This window comes from Streptomyces sp. NPDC101152 (genome assembly GCF_044768275.1).
Taxonomy (GTDB): Bacteria; Actinomycetota; Actinomycetes; order Streptomycetales; family Streptomycetaceae; genus Streptomyces.
This window is the reverse complement of sequence record NZ_JBIWPO010000021.1, coordinates 111,762-135,899: the sequence shown is the minus strand read 5'-3', so window position 1 is coordinate 135,899 and position 24,138 is coordinate 111,762. Positions and strand designations below refer to the sequence as shown.

21 protein-coding genes are annotated in these 24,138 nt (G+C 70.7%); 14 read left to right on the top strand and 7 right to left on the bottom strand.

The window, feature by feature from the left end; translation table 11 throughout:
• Window positions 1-402: 402 nt before the first annotated feature.
• A complete protein-coding gene (locus ACIRVK_RS25800) occupies window positions 403-1,374 on the top strand; it encodes an aldose epimerase family protein (RefSeq protein WP_404250906.1) in 972 nt (323 codons plus the stop codon).
• 91 nt (window positions 1,375-1,465) lie between these two features.
• Here the strand turns inward: ACIRVK_RS25800 and ACIRVK_RS25795 are convergent, their stop codons facing one another.
• Window positions 1,466-3,913: a beta-glucosidase gene (locus ACIRVK_RS25795; protein ID WP_404250904.1), complete on the bottom strand. Its 2,448-nt coding sequence runs from the start codon at window positions 3,911-3,913 to the stop codon at window positions 1,466-1,468.
• A 106-nt stretch (window positions 3,914-4,019) separates the two neighbouring features.
• Between ACIRVK_RS25795 and ACIRVK_RS25790 the strand changes: the two genes are divergently transcribed.
• On the top strand, window positions 4,020-4,598 hold the full coding sequence (locus ACIRVK_RS25790) for a TetR/AcrR family transcriptional regulator (RefSeq protein ID WP_404250902.1): 579 nt from the start codon (window positions 4,020-4,022) through the stop codon (window positions 4,596-4,598).
• Window positions 4,599-4,607: 9 nt separating this feature from the next.
• On the opposite strand, the gene ACIRVK_RS25785 is transcribed toward ACIRVK_RS25790, so the two are convergent.
• Both ACIRVK_RS25785 and ACIRVK_RS25780 read right to left on the bottom strand, forming a co-directional pair.
• Complete coding sequence (locus ACIRVK_RS25785; protein WP_404250900.1) at window positions 4,608-4,946, bottom strand: YrdB family protein; 339 nt, start codon at window positions 4,944-4,946, stop codon at window positions 4,608-4,610.
• Between the two features lie 11 nt (window positions 4,947-4,957).
• The gene (locus tag ACIRVK_RS25780; RefSeq protein ID WP_404250898.1) at window positions 4,958-5,347 is read right to left on the bottom strand and encodes a RidA family protein; all 390 of its coding nucleotides are present in this window, start codon (window positions 5,345-5,347) and stop codon (window positions 4,958-4,960) included.
• 49 nt (window positions 5,348-5,396) lie between these two features.
• On the opposite strand from ACIRVK_RS25780, the gene ACIRVK_RS25775 reads away from it, so the two are divergent.
• Together ACIRVK_RS25775 and ACIRVK_RS25770 are read left to right on the top strand one after the other, a co-directional pair.
• Window positions 5,397-6,347 carry a LysR family transcriptional regulator gene (locus ACIRVK_RS25775; protein WP_404250896.1) on the top strand — a complete coding sequence of 317 codons (951 nt, stop codon included), beginning with the start codon at window positions 5,397-5,399 and terminating at the stop codon, window positions 6,345-6,347.
• Between the two features lie 75 nt (window positions 6,348-6,422).
• The gene (locus ACIRVK_RS25770; RefSeq protein ID WP_404250894.1) at window positions 6,423-7,676 is read left to right on the top strand and encodes a pyroglutamyl peptidase; all 1,254 of its coding nucleotides are present in this window, start codon (window positions 6,423-6,425) and stop codon (window positions 7,674-7,676) included.
• Here the strand turns inward: ACIRVK_RS25770 and ACIRVK_RS25765 are convergent.
• Together ACIRVK_RS25765 and ACIRVK_RS25760 are read right to left on the bottom strand one after the other, a co-directional pair.
• On the bottom strand, window positions 7,666-8,463 hold the full coding sequence (locus ACIRVK_RS25765; protein WP_404250892.1) for an EI24 domain-containing protein: 798 nt from the start codon (window positions 8,461-8,463) through the stop codon (window positions 7,666-7,668). The two genes, ACIRVK_RS25770 and ACIRVK_RS25765, sit on opposite strands and share 11 nt — an antisense overlap.
• A gap of 22 nt (window positions 8,464-8,485) precedes the next feature.
• A complete protein-coding gene (locus ACIRVK_RS25760; RefSeq protein WP_404250890.1) occupies window positions 8,486-9,349 on the bottom strand; it encodes a hypothetical protein in 864 nt (287 codons plus the stop codon).
• Between the two features lie 195 nt (window positions 9,350-9,544).
• Between ACIRVK_RS25760 and ACIRVK_RS25755 the strand changes: the two genes are divergently transcribed.
• A complete protein-coding gene (locus ACIRVK_RS25755; RefSeq protein ID WP_404250888.1) occupies window positions 9,545-10,696 on the top strand; it encodes a serine hydrolase domain-containing protein in 1,152 nt (383 codons plus the stop codon).
• A gap of 313 nt (window positions 10,697-11,009) precedes the next feature.
• Here the strand turns inward: ACIRVK_RS25755 and ACIRVK_RS25750 are convergent, their stop codons facing one another.
• Window positions 11,010-12,008: an NADP-dependent oxidoreductase gene (locus tag ACIRVK_RS25750; RefSeq protein ID WP_404250886.1), complete on the bottom strand. Its 999-nt coding sequence runs from the start codon at window positions 12,006-12,008 to the stop codon at window positions 11,010-11,012.
• Between the two features lie 90 nt (window positions 12,009-12,098).
• On the opposite strand from ACIRVK_RS25750, the gene ACIRVK_RS25745 reads away from it, so the two are divergent.
• Complete coding sequence (locus ACIRVK_RS25745) at window positions 12,099-12,536, top strand: MarR family winged helix-turn-helix transcriptional regulator (RefSeq protein WP_404250884.1); 438 nt, start codon at window positions 12,099-12,101, stop codon at window positions 12,534-12,536.
• A gap of 16 nt (window positions 12,537-12,552) precedes the next feature.
• On the opposite strand, the gene ACIRVK_RS25740 is transcribed toward ACIRVK_RS25745, so the two are convergent.
• The gene (locus tag ACIRVK_RS25740; RefSeq protein WP_404250882.1) at window positions 12,553-13,428 is read right to left on the bottom strand and encodes a hypothetical protein; all 876 of its coding nucleotides are present in this window, start codon (window positions 13,426-13,428) and stop codon (window positions 12,553-12,555) included.
• Between the two features lie 281 nt (window positions 13,429-13,709).
• Here ACIRVK_RS25740 and ACIRVK_RS25735 point away from each other — a divergent pair, with 281 nt between their 5' ends.
• From ACIRVK_RS25735 to ACIRVK_RS25700, 8 genes are all read left to right on the top strand, one after another.
• Entirely contained in the window at window positions 13,710-14,867 is a 1,158-nt protein-coding gene (locus ACIRVK_RS25735) for a mandelate racemase/muconate lactonizing enzyme family protein (RefSeq protein WP_404250880.1), read from the top strand.
• Window positions 14,864-15,868: a zinc-binding dehydrogenase gene (locus ACIRVK_RS25730; RefSeq protein WP_404250878.1), complete on the top strand. Its 1,005-nt coding sequence runs from the start codon at window positions 14,864-14,866 to the stop codon at window positions 15,866-15,868. Before ACIRVK_RS25735 ends, ACIRVK_RS25730 begins: the two co-directional genes overlap by 4 nt.
• Window positions 15,869-15,977: 109 nt before the next feature.
• Complete coding sequence (locus tag ACIRVK_RS25725; RefSeq protein WP_404250876.1) at window positions 15,978-16,949, top strand: hypothetical protein; 972 nt, start codon at window positions 15,978-15,980, stop codon at window positions 16,947-16,949.
• A gap of 136 nt (window positions 16,950-17,085) precedes the next feature.
• Window positions 17,086-18,195 (top strand): multiple monosaccharide ABC transporter substrate-binding protein, encoded by a 1,110-nt coding sequence (gene chvE / locus ACIRVK_RS25720; RefSeq protein ID WP_404250874.1) that lies wholly within the window; start codon window positions 17,086-17,088, stop codon window positions 18,193-18,195.
• A 32-nt stretch (window positions 18,196-18,227) separates the two neighbouring features.
• Entirely contained in the window at window positions 18,228-19,781 is a 1,554-nt protein-coding gene (gene mmsA / locus ACIRVK_RS25715) for a multiple monosaccharide ABC transporter ATP-binding protein (RefSeq protein WP_404250872.1), read from the top strand.
• Window positions 19,778-21,022 carry a multiple monosaccharide ABC transporter permease gene (mmsB, locus tag ACIRVK_RS25710; RefSeq protein WP_404250870.1) on the top strand — a complete coding sequence of 415 codons (1,245 nt, stop codon included), beginning with the start codon at window positions 19,778-19,780 and terminating at the stop codon, window positions 21,020-21,022. Before mmsA ends, mmsB begins: the two co-directional genes overlap by 4 nt.
• A gap of 55 nt (window positions 21,023-21,077) precedes the next feature.
• Window positions 21,078-22,235 carry an aldose epimerase family protein gene (locus tag ACIRVK_RS25705; RefSeq protein WP_404250868.1) on the top strand — a complete coding sequence of 386 codons (1,158 nt, stop codon included), beginning with the start codon at window positions 21,078-21,080 and terminating at the stop codon, window positions 22,233-22,235.
• Between the two features lie 224 nt (window positions 22,236-22,459).
• Complete coding sequence (locus ACIRVK_RS25700) at window positions 22,460-24,136, top strand: pyridoxal phosphate-dependent aminotransferase (protein ID WP_404250867.1); 1,677 nt, start codon at window positions 22,460-22,462, stop codon at window positions 24,134-24,136.
• The last annotated feature ends 2 nt before the right edge of the window (window positions 24,137-24,138 follow it).

Below are 24,138 nucleotides of genomic sequence, written 5' to 3'. Positions count from 1 at the left end.
ACGCGAGCAGCACCCGCGCCCGCCTGATCATCGACGCGCTGCGCACCCCCGTCGTCGTCACACGCTCCAACGCCCGACGGTCTTCGGCACTCAAGGCAACCGGATACTTCTTCTGCGAGGACACGGCACCCCTGCCCGGCCGAACGCAAGCATCATACGAAGCCTGCCCGACCCCAACTCCACCAACCAGAAAGACACTTAGTCGCGACAGTCTACTAGTGCCGCGACAGGCAACGTTTGCCCCGTCGCGACGCCCGGCACGCCCTCTCGCCGCACCGGCCGAAACCCCAAGTACGTCCGGTCCATCGACGGGGCATTCCGTCCGGCACGCCGATAGAGGACGCCCCGGACGCCGCTCCTTACCGGGCAAACGTCGCCTGCCGCGGCACTAGAGTTCCGCTCATGAGCGAACACTTCGGCACACTTCCCGACGGCACGCCGGTCCACCGCTGGACCCTGGAGCGGGCCGGCGTGCGGGTGCGGGTCCTGTCGTACGGCGGGATCGTGCAGTCGGTGGAGATCCCGGACCGTGAGGGGCGTACCGGGAACGTGGTGCTGGGGTTCGCCGGTCTGGACGGCTACCTCGACTGCCCCGGGCCGTACTTGGGCGCCCTGATCGGCCGGTACGCCAACCGGATCGCCGGGGGCCGCTTCCCGCTGGACGGGGTGACGTACGCGCTGGAGCCGAACAACGCGCCCAACTCGCTGCACGGCGGTGAGCGCGGCTTCGACAAACGGGTGTGGGACGTGGAGCCGGTGGAGCACGGGCTGCGCCTGTCCCGGGTCAGCCCGCACGGCGAGGAGGGCTTCCCGGGCCGCCTGGAGGTCACGGCGACCTACACGCTCGGCGCCGACGGCTCGCTGCGGATCGCGTACGAGGCGGGCACGGACGCGCCGACCATCGTGAACCTGACGAACCACTCGTACTGGAACCTCGCCGGCTCCGGCACCGCGAGCGGCCACGAACTGCGGCTCGCGGCCTCGCTGTACACGCCGGTCGACGCCGACCTGATCCCGACCGGCGAGCAGGCGGACGTCACGGGCACGCGCTTCGACTTCCGTCAGGCGCGGAAGGTCGGGACGGGGTACGACCACAACTTCGTGCTCGTCGGCGGGGTGACGCAGACCCCGCGCGAGGTCGCCGAGCTGTACGACCCGGCGTCCGGGCGGGTCCTGACGGTGACGACCACCGAACCGGGCCTGCAGCTCTACACCGGCGACCACCTCCCCGCCCCCTTCGCCCCGGGCGACGGCGTCGCGCTGGAGACCCAGCACTTCCCCGACTCCCCGAACCGCCCGGACTTCCCGAGCACGGTCCTGCGTCCGGGCGGCGTCTTCCGCTCGGAGACGACCTACGGCTTCGCGACACGCTAGGCAGGGCGCGCCTGGCCGGCGTTGGGGGGAACTTGCCCCGGCCCAGGGGTCAGGTCCCGGGCCGGGGCGGCTCGTGGGGTGAGTACCCGTATCAGACGTTAATCGTCGCGGTGAGGCGGCGGTCCGTGATCGAGCGGCTGACCTGGATCTCGTACGAACCCTTCACAAACGACCATGATCCGGTTTCCTCGTCCCAGATCTCGAAGGCCCGGCGGGGCAGGGTGACGACCGCCTCGGCGCTCTCGCCGGGGCCCGCCTCGACGCCCGCGAAGCCGGCCAGCAGACGGGCGGGGCGGTCGGGGCCGGGTTCGGTCGGCGCGAGGTAGACCTGGACGACCTCGCGGCCGGGGCGCCGGCCGGTGTTCCTGATCCGGACCCGGACGGTGCTGTCGCCGTCGACCTCGACCGACTCGTAGGACCAGTCGGTGTAGCCGAGGCCGTGGCCGAAGGGGTACGCGGGGGTGCGGCCCTCCTTCTCCCACGCCCGGTAGCCGATGAACACGCCCTCCGTGTACGCCAGTTCGCCGTTCTCGGGGACGACCTGGGTGACCGGGGCGTCGGCCAGGGAGCCCCAGGTGGTGGGCAGCCGGCCGCCCGGTTCGTACGCGCCGGTGAGCACGTCCGCCAGGGCCGCGCCGCCCTCCTGGCCGGGGAACCAGCTCAGCAGCACGGCGGCGACCTCGTCCCGCCAGGGCAGTTCCACCGGGGAGCCGGAGTTGACGACCACGACGGTGTTCGGGTTGGCGGCGGCGACGGCGCGGACCAGGTCGTCCTGGCGGCCGGGCAGCGCCAGGTCCTCGCGGTCGAAGCCCTCCGACTCGACGCGGTCGGTGGTGGCGACCACGACCACGGCCGTGTCGGCGGCCCGCGCGGCCTCGACGGCCTCGGCGATCAGCTCGTCCGCGTCGCGCTGCGGCTCCTGGTGGGCGAGCGCGAAGGCGACGACCTTGAAGGGGGCGGCCTCGGGGACGGTGACGACGTGGGTGAGGGAGACCTCTACCGGTTCGCCCGCGGTCAGTTCGGCCTGGGCGCGGGGCACCGGGGCGCCGAAGAACGCCTCGAAGGGGTCGCTGCTGTCGGCGGGGAGCTGGACGTCGTCGTAGTAGGTGGTGCCCGCGACGGTGAGGGTGAAGGAGCCGGTGCCCTTGACGCCGAAGGTGTGCGGGCCGGAGTCGCGGGGCGTGAAGGTGCCGGTCAGCTCGACGCTGTGGAGGTCGGCGTGGGTGACGCCGTCGGGCAGGTCCGAGCCCATCCACTGGATCTGGCCGTTGGGCGCGCCGCGGGTGCCGATGACGTTCCCGGCCGCGTCCCGGCACACTGCGCGCAGGTCGAAGCCCTTGTCGGCGACGGCGAGTTCGGTGTTCGGGTCGGCGCCGACGACGTAAGTGAGGCTGCTCTCGGCCAGGGCCGCGGTCAGGCCGTCGAGGGGGGAGACGATCCGGTCCGGGAAGACGGTGGCCGAACCGCCGCCGAGGACGCGGGCGTCGCGGGCGGCGGCCCCGATGAGGGCGACCGTGCCCGGCCGCAGCGGAAGCGCCTCGTTCTCGTTGCGCACCAGGACGAAGGAGCGGCGGGCGATCTCGCGGGCCAGCGCCTCGCCGTCGACGGTTTCGGGCAGTTCGGTCACGGCCGGCTCGGCGCTCTCCAGGGCGCCGACGCGGGCGGCGAGCAGCAGGACGTTGCGCACGGCCGCGTCGACCGTGGCCTCCTCGACCTCGCCGTCGCGGACGGCCTGGGCGAGCGCGGGGCCGTAGACGGTCTGCGGGCCGGGCATCGCGACGTCCAGGCCGCCCTCGATGTCGGCGACCGTCGAGCGGGCGGCCATCCAGTCGGAGACGTTGTAGCCGTCGAAGCCCCACTCGCCGCGCAGGACCTCGTTCACCAGGTACCGGTGCTCGGTCATGGTCGTGCCGTTGACCCTGTTGTAGGCGGTCATGATGCCCCAGGGGTGGGCGCCGGCGACGATGGCCTCGAAGGGCGCCAGGTACAGCTCGCGCAGGGCCCGCGCGGACACCAGGTTGTTCACGGTGAAGCGGTCGGTCTCGGCGTCGTTGGCGACGAAGTGCTTGACGGTGGTGCCGACGCCGCCGGACTGGACGCCGCTCACATAGCCGGCGCCGATACGTCCGGTGAGGTAAGGGTCCTCGCTGTAGGCCTCGAAGTGCCGACCGCCGAGCGGTGAACGGTGCAGGTTGACGGTCGGCGCGAGCAGCACGTGCACGCCCTTGCGGCGGGCCTCCTGGGCGAGCAGGGTGCCGGCGCGGCGGGCGAGCTCCGGGTCCCAGGTGGCGGCGAGGGCGGTCGGGGAGGGCAGGGCGATGGAGGGGTCGTCGGCGCTCCAGCGCACCCCGCGGACACCGATCGGCCCGTCGGACATGACGAGGGACTTCAGCCCGATCTCCGGCAGCGCGGGCAGCGACCAGACGTCCTGACCGGACAGCAGCCGGGCCTTCGCGTCGAGGTCCAGCTTGCCGAGCGCCGCCTCGACGGCGGCCTCCCGCGCCTGTTCGGCCGGAGAGGTGTCAGTCGTTCCCGCCATCGGGGCCCCCTCGTCGCGTCGTGTCGTCGTCCCTCGGGACATCGTGCACCCGTTACCAGTGACACGGTAGGTTTCGTGATGGTGCCGTAATATAAGCGGCCTGACCATGCCGTACGGTGACGCCATGAACGGCAGGGTCAGGAGCGAGGAACGGCGCGCCGAGATCGTGCGTGCGGCGCTGGAGGTGATCGCCGAGCGCGGTTACCGGGGGGCGAGCCTGGCCGCGGTGGCGGAGCGCGTGGGGCTCACCCAGCAGGGGCTGCTGCACTACTTCCCGACGAAGGAGGCGCTGCTGGTCGCCGTGCTGGAGGAGCGCGACCAGTGGGACGCCGTACCGGCCGCGCAGTGGCGGGTCGACCTGCTGGTCTCACTGGTCGAGTACAACGCGATGCGGCCCGGCATCATCCAGACCTTCTCGGCGCTGCTCGGCGAGAGCGTCACGGAAGGGCATCCGGCGCGGGCGTACTTCACCGAGCGCTACCGGCGGGTGCGCGCCGGCATGGCGTCGGTCCTGCGCACCGCGTACGGCGACCGCCTCCCGAACGGCCTGACCCCGGAACGCACGGCCCCCCTCCTGATCGCCGTCATGGACGGCCTCCAGTACCAGTGGCTCCTGGACCCGGAGTCGGTGGACATGCCGGGCGCGTTCCGGGACTTCCTGGCGCTGCTGGGCGAGGAGGTCTGACCTTCCGCGTCACTGACCCCAGACGACGGCGAGGGTCTTGCTGACGATGACCACCGCGGCGAAGGCGACCGCCCACCCCACGGCGCCGGCGGCGAGCAGCGCGCCCGTCCCCGCCCCGAACCAGACAGCCTCGAACCCGACCCGGACCGCGCCACGCGTCTTGTACGACGCCTTCTGCGAGCCGAACAGGGCCCACAGGACGACGAGCACGGCCGGGGCACCGAGCCCCAGCAGCCAGGCGAACGGGGTCGCCACGTCCCGGCTGAACCCCCAGTGGCCGACGGCCACCAGGGCGCCGAGCTCGATCAGGAACAGGACGCCCAGGTTCACGGCCTTCACGGTCTTCACGCCCGGCAGTATCACCCGCCCGCGGACACCGCCGCCACGATTTCGATCTCGACCAGCGCCTGAGGCCTGAAGAGCCGGGGAACCTCGAAGGTCATGCTGGTCGGCGGGGTGCCGGTGAGGAACTCCCGGCGTACGGAGGCGTATTCGTCGAGCCTGGTGATGTCGGTCAGGTAGGTGCGGATGTTGATGACGTCCGCCAGGGTCGCACCGTGCGCCTTCAGCAGGGCGTCGATCGTCTCGAAGACGCCGCGGGTCTGTTCGGCGAGGCCGGCGCCCTCGGCGATCTGGCCGGAGAGGAACAACAGGACGCCGCCGTCGGCCTGTTCGACGCGCGCGACCTGGGAGTAGTAGGGGCTCAGGGGCTGGGGCGCGGAGGCGGGGTTGTCCAGCGAGATCTGCATGGCGTCGACGCTAGGACCGGCCCCGCGATGCGACAAGCGAATGTCTAGCATGGCTGCCATGCGGGTTCGACATGACGTCGCGGATGTGCCCAGCGTCTGGCTGCGCGTGTTCCTGGAGGTGGCACGGCACGGGTCGTTCACGGTTGCCGCGCGGGGGCTCGGCTGGACACAGTCCGCCGTGTCCCGGCAGGTGGCCGCGCTGGAGGCGGCACTTGGCGGTGGACCGCTCTTCGACCGGCTGCCGCGCGGGGTGCGGCTCACCGAGGCGGGGCGGGTGCTCGTGCCGTACGCCGAGACCGTCGTCGAGGCGCTGCACGGTGCGGGACGTGAACTGGCCGAACTGCGGGAGGTGGCGGGCGGTCGGCTGCGGTTCGGGGCGTTCCCCTCGGCCGACGCGGCGCTGGTGCCGCAGGCGCTGGCCGCCTTCCGGGAACGTCATCCCGGCGTCCGCCTCTCCCGCGAGGAAGGCCTCACGCCCCGTCTCCTGGACCGCCTGAGCGCCGGTCACCTCGACCTCGCGATCGTCTCCACGACCAGCGGTGCCGCACTCGACGCCTACCGACTGCACCACCTCCTCGACGAGGCCCTGTACGTCGCCGTCCCCGCAGCCCATCCCCTCGCCGGCTCCGGGGCCGTGCGGCTCGGTCAACTCGCGGACGCCGACTGGATCTCCGGCGGCTCCCGACCCGAGGGCACCCTGCTCGACGCGGCCCTGCGGCAGGGTTTCCGGCCCCGCGTCGCGCACGTCGTCGCCGAGTGGACCGCCAAGCAGGGGTACGTGGCCGCGGGGCTCGGCGTGACGCTGGTGCCCACCCTCGCCGCCGGGGCCGTACGGCCGGACGTCGCCCTGCTGGCGGTGCTCGACGAGGACGCCCCGGCCCGGGCGGTGTACGCGGCGACCGTCCGGGGCCGTACGCCACCGCCCGCCGCGGACGCCTTCGTGGCCGCACTCCGGCAGGCGGCGGCTCTCGTCCCCCACGGGACCCACCCCATGGCGTAGACCACTCCCGTCACGCGATACTGCGTCCGTCCGCACCACGCTCCCCCACGACGGCGACGGAAGGACTGAACTCCCTTGTCTTCCCTACGTGTTCGGATCGGTTTCCTCGGGCTGGCCCTGCTGGCCTCGCTCGCCTCTCCCGCGACGGCGACGGCCGCCGGGACCGCCCCCTCCCCCACCGTCGAGGAGCAGCGCCTCGACAAGGCGGTGCCGCAGGAGATACTCCGGCGCTCCGGGTTCGACGACGTGGCGTCGGAATTGGCCCGGGAGCTGGGCACCGCGCACTCCTACGCCCAGGCGCGGCGGATCGTGGCCCACGAAGGGTCGGCGCTGTGGTGGCGGGCCGTGGACCGGGTGCAGGGACGCGGCCCGGCGGGCGGCGACCTGAGCCGGGACGACGACCGGCCGCTGTACTGGGCGCGGCTCGGCATGACGAGGGAAGTACGGACCTGGGAGCCGGGATTCGGACTCGACGAGACGCAACGGGCCTTGCTGATAGACGAGTTGGAGCGGACCTCACGCGGGCAGACCGACGTGCGCTTTCCGCACCGCAAGGGGCTCAAGCGGATCCTCGTCACCGGTTTCGATCCGTTCACACTCGATCGTGACATCCGCATCTCCAATCCCTCGGGTGCCACCGCGCTCGCCCTCGACGGGACGGTGATCCGCACGGCCAAGGGTCCGGCGCGGATCGAGACGGTCGTCTTCCCGGTGCGCTGGCAGGACTTCGCGGAGGGGACGGTGGAGCGGACCCTGCGGCGGTGTCTGCCGTACGTCGACCTGTTCACCACCGTGAGCCAGGGCCGCGTCGGGCGGTTCGACGTGGAGCGGACCAACGGGGCCTGGCGGGGCGGCTTCCCGGACAACGACAACGTCTCCCGCACCGAGACCGTCCCGGTCGGCGATCCCGCCTCGCAGCCGCAGTGGACGACGACCACCCTCCCGTACCGGCAGATCGTGGCGGCGGACACGGGACGGTTCCCGGTGTACGACCACACGGAGGTGACCGAGATCCCTGCGGGAGGGACGGCGGAGGTCGTACGGCCGGACGGGCCCACCCCGGGCTCCACGGCCCGAGCCGGTGGCGGTGGGAACTACCTCTCCAACGAGATCGCCTACCGCGCGACCCTGCTGCGGGACCGGCTGGGCCTGCACGACACGCTGCCAGGCGGGCATGTCCACACGCCGGTGCTGCAGTTCGGGGCCGGCAACACCGATCCGGCGACCGGGACGGTGACCGACCCGGAGTTCGTGCGGAACCGGCTGGACATCGTCGCCCAGGTGAGGGCGATCCTCACGGTCGCGGCGGACGCGGCCTTCAGGAAGTGACCGGCGCGTCCTCGGACCGCTGCCCCGACTCGCCCTCCGTGCTCTCCTCCCCCGTCAGCTCCCGCGCCATCAGCGTCGCGCCCGCGACCGCGCCCGGCATCAGGAACACCGCCACGAACGGCACGACGAAGGCGACGGCCAGCGGGGCGCCGAAACCCCAGACCAGGGTCTTGCGGGAGCGCAGGAGGGCGAGTCGGGCGCGGAGCTCGACACCGCGGCGCTGGAGGGCCACGGAGGTGAGTTCCTCGGTGAGGAAGAAACCGGTGACGAGGAAGCCGAGCACCGGGATCACCGTCTGACCGACGAAGGGGATGAACCCGAGGGCGAACAGCAGGACGCCCCAGAGCGCGGCGCGGACCACGATCCGCAGGCTGTCACGGGCCGAGATCCACAGCTCGCGCCAGAGCGGCAGACCGGACTGGGGCGCGGTGCCGTCCGGGGACACGTCCCGGTCGACCTTCTCGGAGAGGTTCTCGTAGAACGGCTGGCCGATCAGCAGGGTGACGGCGGTGAAGGTGACGACGGCGAGCAGCAGCCCCAGGGCGAACAGGACGGCGGTGAACAGACCGCGGAAGACGCCCTGCCAGGGGCTGGACCAGGCGTCGGCGAAGGGGGTGGCCCGGACGACGAGGTCCCCGCCCCACAGCGCCAGGGCGACCAGCGCGGCCGCGTAGAGGACCAGGGTTATGAGGCCCGGGAGCAGGCCGACGCCGTACTGCCTGCCGTGCCGGGCCACCCAGCGTTGGCCCTTCAGTAGATACGTGAATCCAGCCCCGAGATCGCGCATGGGGAAAACTTTACGATGCGCCTCATGGTGCGGTCACCGCCACCACGATCCCCCTCTCCCCCGCCGGTGACACCGCCGCCGACACCCGTACCGCCGCCGCCCGGGCCAGACGTCCGGTCCTGCCGGCCGCCGCCATCAGGAGGGGCTGGACGTTCTCCAGGGCCGACACCAGGAGTTCCTCGCCGGCGACCAGGACCGGACGGGCCGCCTTCGCCGTCGTCGTCGCCGCCTCCGTGAGGTCGGCCAGCGGCGGCAGCGTCGCCCGTACGACCCCTGCCCCGGCCCCCGCCGCGCGTTCGGCGAGGGCGACCTGGAGCGGCACCAGGGGGGCCAGCGCGTCCGTCAGGGCGTCCGCGATGCGGCGCAGTTCGGGAGAGGAGTCCCGCAGGACGTCCGCAGCGGCACGCAGCAGGGGCGTCAGGGCGAGCAGTGCGCCGGCCGCCGCGCCCGCCGCCGCCGGAACCATCGGGGACGTCGCCTCGACCAGGTCGCCGAGGGCGTGCGCGAACTCCTCGACCGCCGGTTCCACGGCGTCCAGCACGGGCAGCAGGCTGTCGCCGAGGGCCGCCAGCAGCGCCTGGGCCGGCTCGCTCACCGGGTGCACGGCCAGTGGCGCCCCGCTGGTGCCGAGGCGGGTGAGGGTGTCGACGATGCGGTAGAAGGCCTCCTGGGCCTGCGGCGAGGCGCTGGCCTCGGCCAGCTCCGCCGTCGTCTCGCGCAGCACCCGCAGCAGCTCGGGGCCGGCGCCGTCGCGGGGGCCGAGGGTGTTGACGGCGATCCTGGTGATGTTCCCGGCCGTGTCCAGGAGCTGTCCGGTGATGTCGGTGGTGTTCCGTGCCATGCGCAGCATGTCCTGCCTGCTGGGCAGCGAAGGGATCGTGGCCATGGGCTCTCCTCGCCTCACGGGCGTCGCCTGCGGACGACCTCAGCATGCTCCCTTCGCGCCGTCCGCGCTGGGCCATCCGGGGCATCGGTGACACGAACTCCCTGTTGCCGGGGTTGAGTCGTACAGGTACATCTCGCCGTATCGATCTCGGGGAGCTCCCGCAGAGGCGTGCAGCGGTTCAGGTGAGGAGAACGGATGACGAAGGAGATCCACGGCACGGTCGCCGATGGCTTCGAGGCCGTGCGGGAGGAGTTCGCCGCGTTCGTGGCGGGGGAACGGGACGACTACGAAGGTCAGTTGTGCGCCTATGTGCACGGCCGCAGGGTCGTCGACCTGTGGGCGGGGGACGACGCCGAGGCCGACTCCCTGTACGCCGTGTACTCGTCCTCCAAGGGCGCGGCCCATCTCGTGGTGGCGCTGCTCGTGCAGGACGGCACGCTGGAGCTGGACCGCAAGGTGACCTACTACTGGCCGGAGTTCGCGGCCGAGGGCAAGGGGGCGCTGACCCTGCGCGAGCTGATCTCGCACCGGGCGGGCGTGGTCGGCGCGGACGGCGGTTTCACGCCGGAGGAGATGGCCGACGACCGGGCGATCGCGGAACGGCTCGCCGACCAGAAGCCGTTCTGGCGTCCCGGCACGGCGTTCGGCTACCACGCCCTGTCGATCGGCGCGCTGACCGGCGAGGTGGTGCGCCGGGCGACCGGTCACACACTCCAGCAGGTGTACGAGGAGCGGGTCCGGGCGCCGTACGGCCTCGACTTCCACCTCGGGCTGCCGGCCGCGCTGGACGCCCGCTACCGCTCCGTGCAGCCGATGCTGCCGACCCCGCAGCAGCAGGCGGCGCTGGACGCGGCGCAGACCGGGCCGCACACGCTGGCCTCGATCGCCTTCAACACCCATGTCCCGAACGCCGGGACGCTGGTCGACTACGCCAACTCCCGCACGGTCCGCGCCAAGGGCCCGGCGTCGGCGGGCGGGGTGGCGGCGGCGCGGGGGCTGGCCGGGATGTACGCGGCGACGATCAGCGAAGTCGACGGCCACCCGCCCCTGCTCAAGCCGGACACCATCGCCGAGGTGGGCCAGATCCACTCCGTCGGCTACGACCTGGTGGCCCGCACCCACAGGTCGTACGGCCTGGGCTTCCAGGCCACCGCCGACACCTGGCACCCGTTCTTGGGCGCCGGTTCCTTCGGCCACAGCGGCGCCGGCGGCTCCCAGGCCTTCGCCGACCCCCGCACCGGCCTGGCCTACGGCTACACCCGCCGCCGCCTCGCCTTCCCAGGCGGCGCGGCCCCGGAAAACCAACGCCTGGTAAGAGCGGTCCACAACGCAACGCTGGCCACCTGAACGGCAGCCCGCCCCCACAACTCCGTCCACAGTCCCGATCCCCGGCCAACACAACCACCGGCAAGTGCCCGCCAACGCCCACTGTCCCCACGCACCGGCCGCGGAGAGAGCCGTAGGGGGCGCGCCGGTGCCGAGAGGCCGAACGCGTGGAGGCGCGCAGCGCTGAGCACGATCGGCCTGTCGACACCGGCACCAAGCGTCCCCGAAGGCGACGAAGCCAAAAAGGGCGAAAGGCCGCACCCTACGTCCAAGGGTGCGGCCTTCGTTGTACGCAACGAGTGGGGTCGGCGCAGCGTCACGCTGCTTTCTCCCGTTACAGCTTGACGATCATCTTGCCCGTGTTGTCGCCGCGCAGGACGCCGAGGAACGCCTCGAGGGTGTTCTCGATGCCCTCGGCCACGGTCTCCCGGTACTTCAGTTCGCCCGAGGCGACCCAGGGGGCCACTTCCTGGACGAACTGGGGCTGGAGGTCGTAGTGGTCGCCGACCAGGAAGCCCTCGATGCGGCCGCGGGTCTGGATCAGGCGGGCGAGGTTCTTCGGGCCGGGGGCGGGCTCGGTGTTGTTGTAGACGGAGATCATCCCGCACACGGCGATGCGTCCGCCCTGCTTGAGCGAGCCGATGGCCGCCTCCAGGTGGTCGCCGCCGACGTTGTCGAAGTAGACGTCGATCCCGTCCGGCGCGGCCTGCCGCAGCTGCTCGGCGACGGGCCCGTTCTTGTAGTTGAACGCGGCGTCGAAGCCGTACTCCTCCACCAGCAGCTTGACCTTCTCGTCGGAGCCGGCCGAGCCGACGACCCGGGAGGCGCCCTTGAGCTTGGCGATCTGTCCGACCTGGCTGCCGACGGCGCCGGCCGCGCCGGAGACGAAGACGGCGTCGCCCTCCTTGAAGGACGCGGTGCGCAGCAGCCCGGCGTACGCGGTGAGGCCGGTCATGCCGAGGACGCCGAGGTACGCCGACAGGGGCGCGGCGTCGGCGTCGACCTTGACGGCCTGCTGGGCGTCGAAGGTGGCGTACTCGCGCCAGCCGCCGAAGTGCAGGACGTGGTCGCCGACCGCGATGCCCTCGGCGCCCGAGGCGATGACCTCGCCGACCGCGCCGCCCTGCATCGCCTTGCCGAGCTCGAAGGGGGCGACGTAGGACTTGGCGGCGCTCATCCGGCCGCGCATGTACGGGTCGACGGAGAGGTACTTGTTCCGTACGAGGACCTGTCCCTCGCCGGGCTGCCGGACCTCGGCCTCGACCAGGGCGAAGTCCTCGGGCTTCGGCCAGCCGACGGGGCGGGAGAGCAGGTGCCACTCGCGGTTGATCATGACGGACCTTTCAGGGATTTACTTCAGTACCTGAAACAACCATGCTCATGAATGTTTCAGGTTGTCAAGTAACGAGGGTAGGCTGGAACCATGGCCACTCCACACAAGACCCGCCGTCCCGACGCGCTGACCATGGAGGTCGTCGAGCTCATCGGCGACGTCGTGGCGCGCTACTACGAGGACTACGAGGACGCGGCGGGCCAGCACGCGCTGACCGGGGCGCAGGCGCGGCTGCTGAGCCTGCTGTCGCTGGAGCCGCTGCCGATGCGGAAGCTGGCACAGCGACTGAAGTGCGAGCCGTCGAACGTCACCGGGATCGTGGACCGGCTGGAGTCGCGCGGCCTGGTGGAGCGGCGCCCGGACCCGGCGGACCGCCGGGTGAAGCTTGCGGCCGCGACGGAGGAGGGCCTGCGGGTCGCCCGTGACCTGCGCGAGGGGCTGCGCTTCGCGCGGGAACCGCTCGCGGGGCTCTCCACGGCGGAGCGACAGTCCTTGCGGGACTTGCTGAGGAGAATGCTCGCGGCGTGAGGTGAGGCGGCACGCCTCAGCTGCACCACCACAGGATCCGTTGGCACGTCTGCGACGGTGACGGTGCCGGGCTCGGGGCGGACGTCGTCGGGGCCGCGGTCGCGGTGCGGGACGTGGCCGGAGGCTTGGCCGGCCCGGTCGCGGAGGTGCCGGGGTGCGTGCCCGTCGTGGCGGACTGACTGTCCGGGGAGGGCTTGTCGCCCTTCTTGGACTTGTCCCCGGGGGACTTCGAGGCTGACGGGGAGGCCGAGGCGCGGCCCGTCGGGGCGCCCGACGCACCCCTGCCCGCCTTGTCGGCCGCAGGCCCCGCGGTGCCGCCGGTCTCCTTCGACGTGGCGCCGTCCGCCGAGGCACCGCCCGCGGCCGCCGGCTTCGGCGTGGAGAAGGGCGCGTCCATGCCCAGCTCGGCGAGGCTGAGCGCACCGGCCGCGAGCACGGCCGCCGCGGTGATCAGGAGCACCCGCCGGCGCCGGCGCCGGTGTGCGGCGGCCTTGCGATCGCGGCGACTGGCGGGGCCGCCGGGGCCGGTAGCGCCCGCCGCGTCGGCGATCTCTTCAGCATCCCCGCCTCCACGGGCACCTCGACCCCGCCCGCGTCCACGTCCCCGGCTCTGCGCCCGCCGCGCCGCCCTGCCCTCCGAGTGGGGGCCGGCAGCGTGCTCGTGCTCGGCGACCTCATCCTCGGCGTCCTCGGCGTCGTAGGGGCCTTCGTCACCGTGCCCGTCGTAGGCGACGCCGTGCTCCCCATACTCCCCGTACTCGCCGTACTCCCCGTCGTACGCGTGCGCGCCCGCGTGGTCCGCCTGTGCGCGGAGCTCTTCGAGGGACGCGCCGCAGCCCGGGCAGGCGAGGGCGCCGTTGAGGTGCCGTCGGCACGGGTGGCAGAAGTCCATGACGCGGGAAGATTAAGTTGTCGGAAGGTCACGTTCCTAGCCACAGCTGTGAAAGTTGTGTAGGGAACGGCCCGTTCCGGCGTGGCGAGTTGAGGCAAGCCTCCCCGATGGCACCGGATCGCACCGAAAGGGCCTTCGAGATCCGTACCGAAACCCGTACCGAAAGCAGTGTCGAAACCGTTATGCGTTCGACCCATTGACACTCCCCACACCCCGTCCTTACTGTCACGCCAGCATTTCGAACGCGTGACGAAATCTCGAACAGCTGAGGGGCAATCTCCGTGCGTATCACCGGAATCAGCACACACGTGGTCGGGACGCCTTGGCGCAACCTGACCTACGTCCAGGTGCACACCGACGAAGGGATCACGGGAGTCGGCGAGACCCGGATGCTCGGTCACACCGACGCGCTGATCGGCTATCTGCGGGAGGCGGAGGCCAACCACATTGTGGGCTCCGACCCCTTCGCCCTGGAAGACCTCGTACGCCGGATGAAGTACGGCGACTACGGCCGGGCCGGCGAGATCGTGATGTCCGGCATCGCCGTCGTCGAGATGGCCTGCTGGGACATCAAGGGCAAGGCCCTCGGCGTGCCCGTCTGGCAGCTGCTCGGCGGCAAGGTCACCGACAAGGTGAAGGCGTACGCCAACGGCTGGTACACCACGGAGCGGACGCCGGAGGCGTACCACAAGGCCGCCCAGGGGGTCATGGAGCGCGGCTACAAGGCGCTGAAGATCGACCCCTTCGGCACCGGGCACTTCGAGCTGGACCACGAGCAGAGCCTGTACGCGGTCTCCCTGATCGAGGCCGTGCGGGACGCGATCGGGCCGGACGCCGAGCTGATGCTGGAGATGCACGGCCGGTTCTCGCCCGCCACCGCCGTGCGGCTCGCCAAGGAGCTCGCCCCCTTCAAGCCCGCCTGGCTGGAGGAGCCGTGCCCGCCGGAGAACCTCAAGGCACTGGAGAAGGTCGCCGCCAAGGTCGACATCCCGGTCGCCACCGGTGAGCGCATCCACGACCGGATCGAGTTCCGCGAGCTCTTCGAGAGCCAGGCCGTCGACATCCTCCAGCCCGACGTCGGCCACCTCGGCGGCATCTGGGAGACGCGCAAACTGGCCGCCACCGCCGAGACCCACTACATGCTCGTCGCCCCGCACAACGTGGGCGGTTCCGTGCTCACCGCCGCCTCCCTCCAGGTCGGGTTCACCTCCCCCAACTTCAAGATCCTGGAGCACTTCAACGACTTCGCGGACGCCGAGATCAAGAAGGTGGTCAAGGGGGCGCCGGAGGTCGTGGACGGCTACTTCCACCTCTCCGACGCGCCGGGCCTCGGCGTCGAGCTGGACACCGACGCGGCGGCGGAGTTCCCGCAGCAGCAGGCCCGTTTCGACCTGTGGGCCGAGGGCTGGGAGCAGCGCAAGCCGAAGGGCAGCAAGTGAGCTGCGCCGTCGTGATCGAGGCGCCCGGTGAGCACCGGCTCACCCAGCACACGCCTCGGGCTCCCGACGCCGGCGAAGCCCTGATCCGTGTCCACGCGGCCGGCATCTGCGGCAGCGACCGCGAGGTGTACCAGGGCAACCGGCCAGAGGGGTACGTCCGCTATCCGGTCACCCCGGGCCACGAGTGGTCCGGGACGGTGGAGGCGGTCGGGCCGGGGGTGCCTTCGGGTCTTGTCGGCCGCAAGGTGGTCGGCGAGGGCTTCCGCAACTGCCAGCTCTGCGACCGTTGTCATGTGGGCGAGACCACGCTGTGCACGGCCGGGTACGAGGAGACCGGGTTCACCCAGCCGGGTGCCATGGCCGCCACGCTCACCCTGCCGGCCCGGTTGCTGCACATCCTCCCCGACGACGCCGACCTGACGGCCGCCGCGCTGTTGGAGCCGGCCGCCTGCATCGCGGCCGCCGCGCTCAAGGCGGACGCGATGCCGGGCGACCGGGTCGCGGTCGTGGGCACGGGCACACTCGGGATGTTCGCCGTTCAGTTCCTGAAGGCGGGCTCCCCGGCGGAGCTGCTGGTGGTGGGGACGCGAGCCGACCGCGCCGGGCTGTCGAAGGATTTCGGTGCCACCGGCTTCCTGACGAAGGACGAGGACCTTCCCGACGACTTCGACGTGGTCATCGAGACAGCCGGGTCCGCGTCCGCCGCGCGCACCGCCGTCTCGCTGCTGAGGCGTGGCGGACGGCTGGTCCTGACCGGTATCCCGGCGCCGGGCGCCGAGGGCCTCGACCCGACCGACCTGGTCCTACGGCAGTTGGAGGTGCACTCCGTCTTCGGGGCCGCGCCGGCCGCCTGGGCGCACGCGGTGCGGGTGTTCGGGGCCGGTCTGCTCGATCCGCTGCCGCTGGTCACGCACGAGCTGCCATTGGAGGAGTTCTCCCAGGCCATGGAGCTGGTGGGGTCCGGTGATCCGAAGGTGGGCAAGGTGCTTCTCCGCCCTTAGACGTACGCCGGTACGGGGGCGACCTGACGGTCCCCGTACCGGCGTACCAGAGCCCCCCACGACCTGAGCCGCGAACCTCGTCCGAAATACCGAACACGAAGGACAGCTTGTGACGACCGACGCTTCCGATACGGCGCCCCGCCGACCCGGTGAGCAGGCACTCTCGGCCCTCGGCCTGGGCGCGCCCGCCCTCGACCCCGCCGACGCCTCCCCGCACACCTTCCCCGGCGGCGGCAAGTGGCGCACCGAGATCCCCTCGTGCGAGGGCCCCGAAGCGCTGGCCATCGTGCTCAAGGAGTCCTCGCTGCTCGACGTGCCGATCCACCGGATCAGCCAGGGCAGCGGTGTGTGGATGCTGACCGACGCCGAGATCACCGAGATGGTCGAGGCGACGGGCGAACGGGACATCGAGCTCTGCCTGTTCACCGGTCCGCGCGGCACCTGGGACATCGGCGGCTCGACACGGTCTGACTCGGGGGGCGCCGGACTGCGCGCCCGGGGCCACGACGCCGTCGCCGGCTGTGTCGAGGACGCCGTGCGGGCAACGGAGTTGGGCGTCAAGTGCCTGCTGGTCGCCGACGAGGGCGTGCTGTGGACGCTGCACCGGGCGCGTACGGCGGGGATCATCCCGGCCGACACCACGCTGAAGGTCTCGGCGCTGATCGGCCCCGTCAACCCGGCCTCGTACGCCGTGTACGAGCGGCTGGGCGCCGACTCCCTGAACGTCCCGAGCGACCTGACACTCGATCACCTCACCGAGATCCGGCGGGTCTCCGCCGCCCCGATGGACATGTACATCGAGGCGCCGGACGACCTCGGCGGCTACGTGCGGATGTACGAGGTCGCCGAACTGATCAGACGCGGCGCTCCGTTGTACCTGAAGTTCGGTCTGTCCAAGAGCCCCGGCATCTACCCGTACGGGCACCACATGCGGGACCTGACGCTCGCCACCGCCCGGGAACGGGTGCGGCGCGGCCGACTTGCCCTGGACCTGCTCGCCCGGCACGGAGCCGACGGCGACATGGCACCCCTGGGCTCCCGACTGCCCGGAACGCTCAACAGGTTCGAAACCCCCGCATAACGTTCCGGACACTGCTCTTCACAAAAGCAGACGAAGCATCACAGAATCCCACACGCCCTCGGTCTTGAACGCACCGCTCATGCGCCATCGCACCACCGGACCGAGCCCCGTCCCACCGACATCAAGGATGATGACCATGCGTACTCGCAGAGCCGCGTTCGCCGCCATAGCCGGAGCCGCGTCCCTCGCCCTCACCCTCTCCGCCTGCGGGCAGAACAGCTCGGGTGGCAGCAAGGAGAAGAGCGGCGACACCAAGGGCGGGACCATCGGCATCGCGATGCCGACCAAGTCCTCCGAGCGCTGGATCGCCGACGGCAACAACGTCGTCAAGGACCTGAAGGCCAAGGGCTACAAGACCAAGCTGGTCTACGGCGAGGACAACCCCGACACCCAGGTCTCGCAGATCGAGAACCTGATCACGCAGGGCGTCAAGGGCCTGATCATCGCGGCCATCGACAACAAGTCCCTCAACAACGTGCTGCAGGAGGCCGCGTCGGCCAACATCCCGGTCATCGCCTACGACCGGCTGATCCTCGGCACCAAGAACGTCGACTACTACGCGTCGTTCGACAACGAGAAGGTCGGCGTGCTGCAGGGCACGTACATCATCCAGAAGCTCGGTCTGGACAAGGGCAAGACGGGCCCGTTCAACATCGAGCTGTTCGCCGGCTCCAACGACGACAACAACACCAAGTACTTCTTCAGCGGCGCGATGAGCGTGCTGCAGCCGTACATCGACAAGAAGCAACTGGTCGTCAAGTCCAAGCAGACCGCCCTCAACCAGGTCACCACCCTGCGCTGGGACGGCGCCACCGCGCAGAAGCGCATGGAGGACATCCTGACCTCCACGTACTCCAGCGCCAAGGTCGACGCGGTGCTCTCGCCCTACGACGGCATCTCCATCGGCATCCTCGCCGCCCTCAAGTCGGACGGCTACGGCTCCGCCAGTAAGCCGCTGCCGGTCATCACCGGCCAGGACGCCGAGCTCGCCTCGGTGAAGTCGATCATCGCGGGCCAGCAGACGCAGACCGTCTACAAGGACACCCGCAAGCTCGCCGAGGTCGCCGCGACCATGGTCGACGACGTCCTCAACAAGAAGACGCCGCAGGTCAACGACACCAAGACCTACACCAACGGCACCAAGGTCGTCCCGGCCTACCTGCTCCAGCCGGTGAGCGTGGACAAGACCAACTACGAGGACGTCCTCGTCAAGGGCGGCTACTACACCGACGCCGAACTCAAGTAACCCCGCCCACCTACTGATTGGAAGGCACGACCATGGCGGGACCCGTCCTGGAAATGCGCTCGATCGTCAAGACCTTTCCCGGTGTCAAGGCGTTGTCGGACGTCACGCTGACCGTCCGTCAGGGCGAGGTCCACGCCATCTGCGGCGAGAACGGCGCCGGCAAGTCCACCCTGATGAAGGTGCTCTCCGGCGTCCATCCGCACGGCTCCTACGAGGGCGAGATCCTCTTCGAGGGCGAGCTCTGCGAGTTCAGGGACATCCGGGCCAGTGAGCAGCTCGGCATCGTCATCATCCACCAGGAGCTGGCGCTGTCGCCGTACCTCTCGCTGGCGGAGAACATCTTCCTCGGCAACGAACACGCCAAGGGCGGGTTCATCGACTGGCGACAGACCCTGCGGCACGCCTCCGAACTGCTGCGCCGGGTGGGTCTCGAGGACCACCCGGAGACCCGCGTCGCCGACATCGGCGTGGGCAAGCAGCAGCTGGTGGAGATCGCGAAGGCGCTGTCGAAGAAGGTGAAGCTGCTCATCCTGGATGAGCCGACCGCGGCCCTCAACGACGAGGACAGCGACAAACTCCTCAACCTCATCCTGGAGTTGAAGAAGCAGGGCATCACCTCGATCATCATCTCCCACAAGCTCAACGAGATCCGCAAGGTGGCCGACTCGGTGACCATCCTGCGCGACGGGCGGTCCATCGAGACCCTCGACGTGAAGGCGAAGGAGACCACCGAGGACCGGATCATCTCCGGCATGGTCGGCCGAGACCTCGACCACCGCTTCCCCGAGCGCACCCCGCACGAGGCGGCGGACGAGAACGCGGCGCCCGCCCTGGAGATCCGCAACTGGACCGTGCACCACCCGATCGACCAGGCGCGCAAGGTGGTCGACGACGTGTCGATCAACGTGCGCCGGGGCGAGATCGTGGGCATCGCGGGCCTGATGGGCGCCGGCCGCACCGAGCTCGCGATGAGCGTGTTCGGGCGCACCTACGGCCGGTACGCGGGCGGCACGGTCCTCAAGGACGGCCGGGAGATCCGTACGAAGACCGTCTCGGAGGCGGTCGACAACGGCATCGCTTACGTCACCGAGGACCGCAAGCACTACGGCCTCAACCTCATCGACACCATCAACCGGAACATCTCGCTGACCGCGCTCGCCAAGGTCGCGAAGCGGGGCGTGGTCGACGAGCACGAGGAGCGGCAGGTCGCCGAGGGCTTCCGCAAGTCCATGAACATCAAGGCGCCGACCGTGTTCGAGCCGGTGGGCAAGCTGTCCGGCGGCAACCAGCAGAAGGTCGTCCTCAGCAAGTGGATCTTCGCGGGTCCGGACGTGCTGATCCTGGACGAGCCCACGCGCGGTATCGACGTGGGCGCCAAGTACGAGATCTACACGGTCATCGACCAGCTGGCCGCCCAGGGCAAGGCGGTCCTCTTCATCTCCTCCGAACTGCCCGAGCTGCTCGGCATGTGCGACCGCATCTACACCATGGCCGCCGGGCGGCTGACGGGTGAGGTCCCGCGGGCCGAGGCCACGCAGGAAGTGCTGATGCGCCACATGACAAAGGACAAAGAGGTATCGCGATGAGCACGGACGTCACCGACAAGAGCCCGGCGGCGGCACCGCCGGGCAAGGGCGGCTCGGGCGGCGGCGCGGGCCTGGTGCAGCTGGTGCTCGGCGGGCTGCGCCGCAACATGCGCCAGTACGGCATGCTGATCGCGCTCGGCCTGATCGTCGTCCTCTTCCAGGTGTGGACCGGCGGCGACCTGCTGCTGCCGCGCAACGTCTCCAACCTGGTGCTGCAGAACAGCTACATCCTGATCCTGGCCATCGGCATGATGCTGGTCATCATCGCCGGGCACATCGACCTGTCGGTCGGCTCGCTGACCGCGTTCGTGGGCGCCTTCGCCGCCGTGCTGACGGTCAGTCATGGTGTGGCGTGGCCGGTCGCGTTGGTGCTGTGCCTGCTGATGGGCGCGGTGGCCGGTGCCGTACAAGGCGTGCTGATCGCCTACTTCGGCATACCGTCGTTCATCGTCACCCTGGCCGGCATGCTGCTCTTCCGCGGTCTCACGGAGATCCTGCTCAAGGGGCAGACCCTCGGCCCGTTCCCGAACGGTCTGCAGAAGCTCGGCAACGGCTTCCTGCCCGCGGTCGGCCCGAACACCAACTACCACAACATCACGCTGCTGCTCGGCATCGTGCTGATCGCGGCCGTGGTGTGGCAGGAGGTGCGCGACCGGCGCCGGCAGGCGGAGTTCTCCCTCGACGTCGTGCCGAGGAACCTCTTCCTGCTCAAGCTGGTCGCCATCGTGGCCGCGATCCTCGCCCTGACCATGCTGCTGGCCAGCTACAACGGTGCCCCGATCATCCTGATCGTGCTCGGTGTGCTGGTGGTCGGCTACGGCTACGTCATGCGCAACGCGGTCTTCGGCCGGCACATCTACGCGATCGGCGGCAACCTGCCGGCCGCGAAGCTGTCCGGCGTCAAGGACAAGAAGGTCACCTTCTACGTCTTCCTAAACATGGGCGTGCTCGCGGCCCTGGCGGGTCTGGTGGTCGCCGCCCGCCTGAACGCGGCCTCGCCGAAGGCGGGCCTGAACTTCGAACTCGAGGCCATCGCCTCCTCGTTCATCGGTGGCGCGTCCATGAGCGGCGGTGTGGGAACCGTCCTCGGCGCGATCATCGGTGGCCTCGTCCTCGGTGTGCTGAACAACGGCATGAACCTCCTCGGCGTCGGCACCGACTGGCAACAGGTCATCAAGGGCCTCGCCCTGCTGGCCGCGGTCGGCTTCGACGTCTGGAACAAGCGCAAGTCCGGTTCATAGGTCAGCTCGGGCCCCGTCGGAAACGGCGGGGCCCCACCTTTCAAGGGAGCCGCACATGGAACTGAACAGACGCACGGTCATCGCAGGAGCCGCGGCGGCGGGACTCGCCGCCACCACCCTCGGCACGAGCAGCGCCGAGGCCGCCCCGGGAGGCAGGAAGAAGCCGGTGAAGGAGCTCTTCGGCAAGCTCGCCGACGGCACGAAGGTCCACCGCTGGTCGCTGGAGAACGGCGGCACCCGCCTGAAGGTCCTCTCCTACGGCGGCATCGTCCAGTCCCTGGAGATCCCCGACCGGCACGGCCGCCACGTCAACGTCTCCCTCGGGTACGACAACCTCGACGCGTACGTCAAGGGAACCACGTTCTTCGGCGCCACCATCGGCCGCTACGGCAACCGCATCGCCAAGGGCCGGTTCACCCTGGACGGCAAGAAGTACCAGCTGAACGTCAACGACGGCGTCAACAGCCTGCACGGCGGCGCCAAGGGCTTCAACACCAAGGTGTGGGACGTGGAGGGCTTCTCCTCCGGCTCCGACGTCGGCCTGCACCTGCACTACACCAGCGTCGACGGTGAGATGGGCTACCCGGGCACGCTGAAGACGAAGGTCACCTTCACGCTGAACAAGCACGGCGACTGGCGCATCGACTACGAGGCCACCACCGACAAGCCGACCGTCGTCAACCTCACCAACCACACGTACTGGAACCTCGCCGGTGAGGGCAGCGGCAGCATCGAGGACCACGAGCTGACGATCGCGGCGCACCGCTACACGCCCACCGACTCGGGGCTGATCCCCACCGGTGAGCTGGCCGAGGTCGCGGGGACGCCCTTCGACTTCACCAAGGGCAAGCCGATCGGCCGGGACATCCGCGCGGGCCACCCGCAGCAGGTGCAGGCCAAGGGCTTCGACCACAACTGGGTCCTCGACAAGGGGGTCACGGCCAAACCGCAGCACATCGCCACCCTGCGCGACCCGCGCTCCGGCCGCACCCTGAAGATCGCCACCGACCAGCCGGGCGTGCAGTTCTACTCCGGCAACTTCCTGGACGGCACCCTGGTCGGCACCTCCGGCCGCACCTACCGGCAGGGCGACGGCCTGTGCCTGGAGACGCAGCACTTCCCGGACTCCCCGAACGAGCCGTCCTGGCCGTCTACGGTGCTGCGCCCCGGGCACACCTACCGGACGACGACCATCCACTCGTTCGGCGTCTGACCCGGCCGACGGAACGGGCGGAACGGGACGCAAGGTGACACGACGGGACCGGTCCGGGGACGCAGAACGCGATCGTCCGGTTCCCCGAGTCACACTTGCTTCACATCCGTTGAACAACGCCTCTGGCGACTCCGTATCCATGGGTGGCCCGTGCTCCCCCGCGCGGGCCACCCAACACGACGGGCCCGGTCGTCCCCACCGGGCCCGCCTCATACGGAGGTTCCATGGCCGACAACGTCACCTCGCTGTTCCGCAGCGGCGCGGCCCACAGCCCGTCGATGGCGGCGCTGACGCGTGAGGGCGGTGACGGGACCGGCCCGGTGGACTTCTCGGTCCCCTGCAATCCGTACTTCCCCACCCCGGCGATGTTCGAGGAGATGGCGGGACGGCTGCGCGAGATCGTCACCTACTACCCGAGCAGCGCCGAGACGATCACGGCCGAGCTGTGCGACCTGCTGCAACTGCCGCCGCAGTGCGTGGTGATGGGCAACGGCTCGACCGAACTGATCACCTGGATCGACCACCTGATGGTCCGCGAGTCCCTCGCCGTCCCCGTCCCCAGCTTCGGCCGCTGGACCGACCAGCCGATGGAGACCGGCAAGCGGGTCGACATGTTCCCGCTGCAGGAGTCGAACGGCTTCGCCCTGGACCTCGGCCAGTACGCCGAGTTCATCCGCAAGCGTGGCACCCGGGTCGCGGTGGTCTGCAACCCGAACAACCCCGACGGCGGCTTCCTGCACCGTCACGCGCTGATCCAGTTCATGGACGCGATGGCCGACCTGGACCTGGTGATCATCGACGAGTCCTTCCTGGAGTTCGCCGACGCGGAGGCCGAGCCCTCGGTGGTCCAGGAGGCGATGCTCAGGCCCAACGTGATCGTCCTGCGCAGCCTCGGCAAGAACTTCGGCCTGCACGGCATACGCTTCGGCTACCTGGTGGCCAACCCCGCCCTGGCCGGCCGGGTCCGCTCCATGCTGCCGAAGTGGAACCTCAACTCCTTCGCCGAGCACGTGGTGTTCATGCTCAAGGACCACGGCGCGGAGTACGCGCAGAGCCTCCAGCAGGTCCGCCGCGACCGCCTGGACATGGCCGGCCAGCTGTCCGCGCTGCCCGGTCTGACGGTCTACCCCTCGCAGGGCAACTTCCTCTTCGTGCGCCTCCCCGTGGGCGCCGAGGGCACCGTGGTCCGGGACCGGATGCTCGCCGAGCACCGGATCCTGGTCCGTGAGTGCGGCAACAAGATCGGTTCGTCCAGCCGCTTCCTGAGGCTCGTGGTGCGCCCCCAGGTGGATGTGCGTCGCCTGGTGTCCGGCCTGGAACAGGTGCTCTACGGGACCAGGAGGGGAGCCGCCGTGCCCGAGCTGAGCGCAGGGACCAGCGACAGCTCGGGCACGGCGGCCGTGGACCGCCTGGTCAGCGCGACCAACGGGGCGGGGATGCAGGGGCTGGCGGCGATGGCCTCCGGCGGCGGGGGCGGCATGCCGATGCCGGCGGTCGCGGCGGCGCCTCTGCAGGGCGGGAGCGTCGGGGGCGGGATGCCGATGCCGGCTGCGGCGCAACTGCCGCCCATGCCGGCGCCCGCCCAGATGCCGTCCGTCGCCCAGATGCCGGCGCCGCAGCCCGCGCCCATGGCGCCCGCCCCGACGCCGTTCCCCATGCAGACCCCGGCTCCGGCACCGATGCCGACGCCTGCACCCCTGCAACCGGCCATGCCGGCCCCGGCCCCCGCGCCGATGGCCCCGGCCGCCGCGATGCCCTCCGGACCGACCCCACCGGGCGTCCCGGCACGCGGAGGCCTGACGGCGGCGCAGGTACGGGGCATGACCGCCCCGGGGCTCACTCCGGCACCGGCCACGGGGTGGCCGAACGCACAGAGCTGGCCCAATGCCGCAGGCGCATAAGA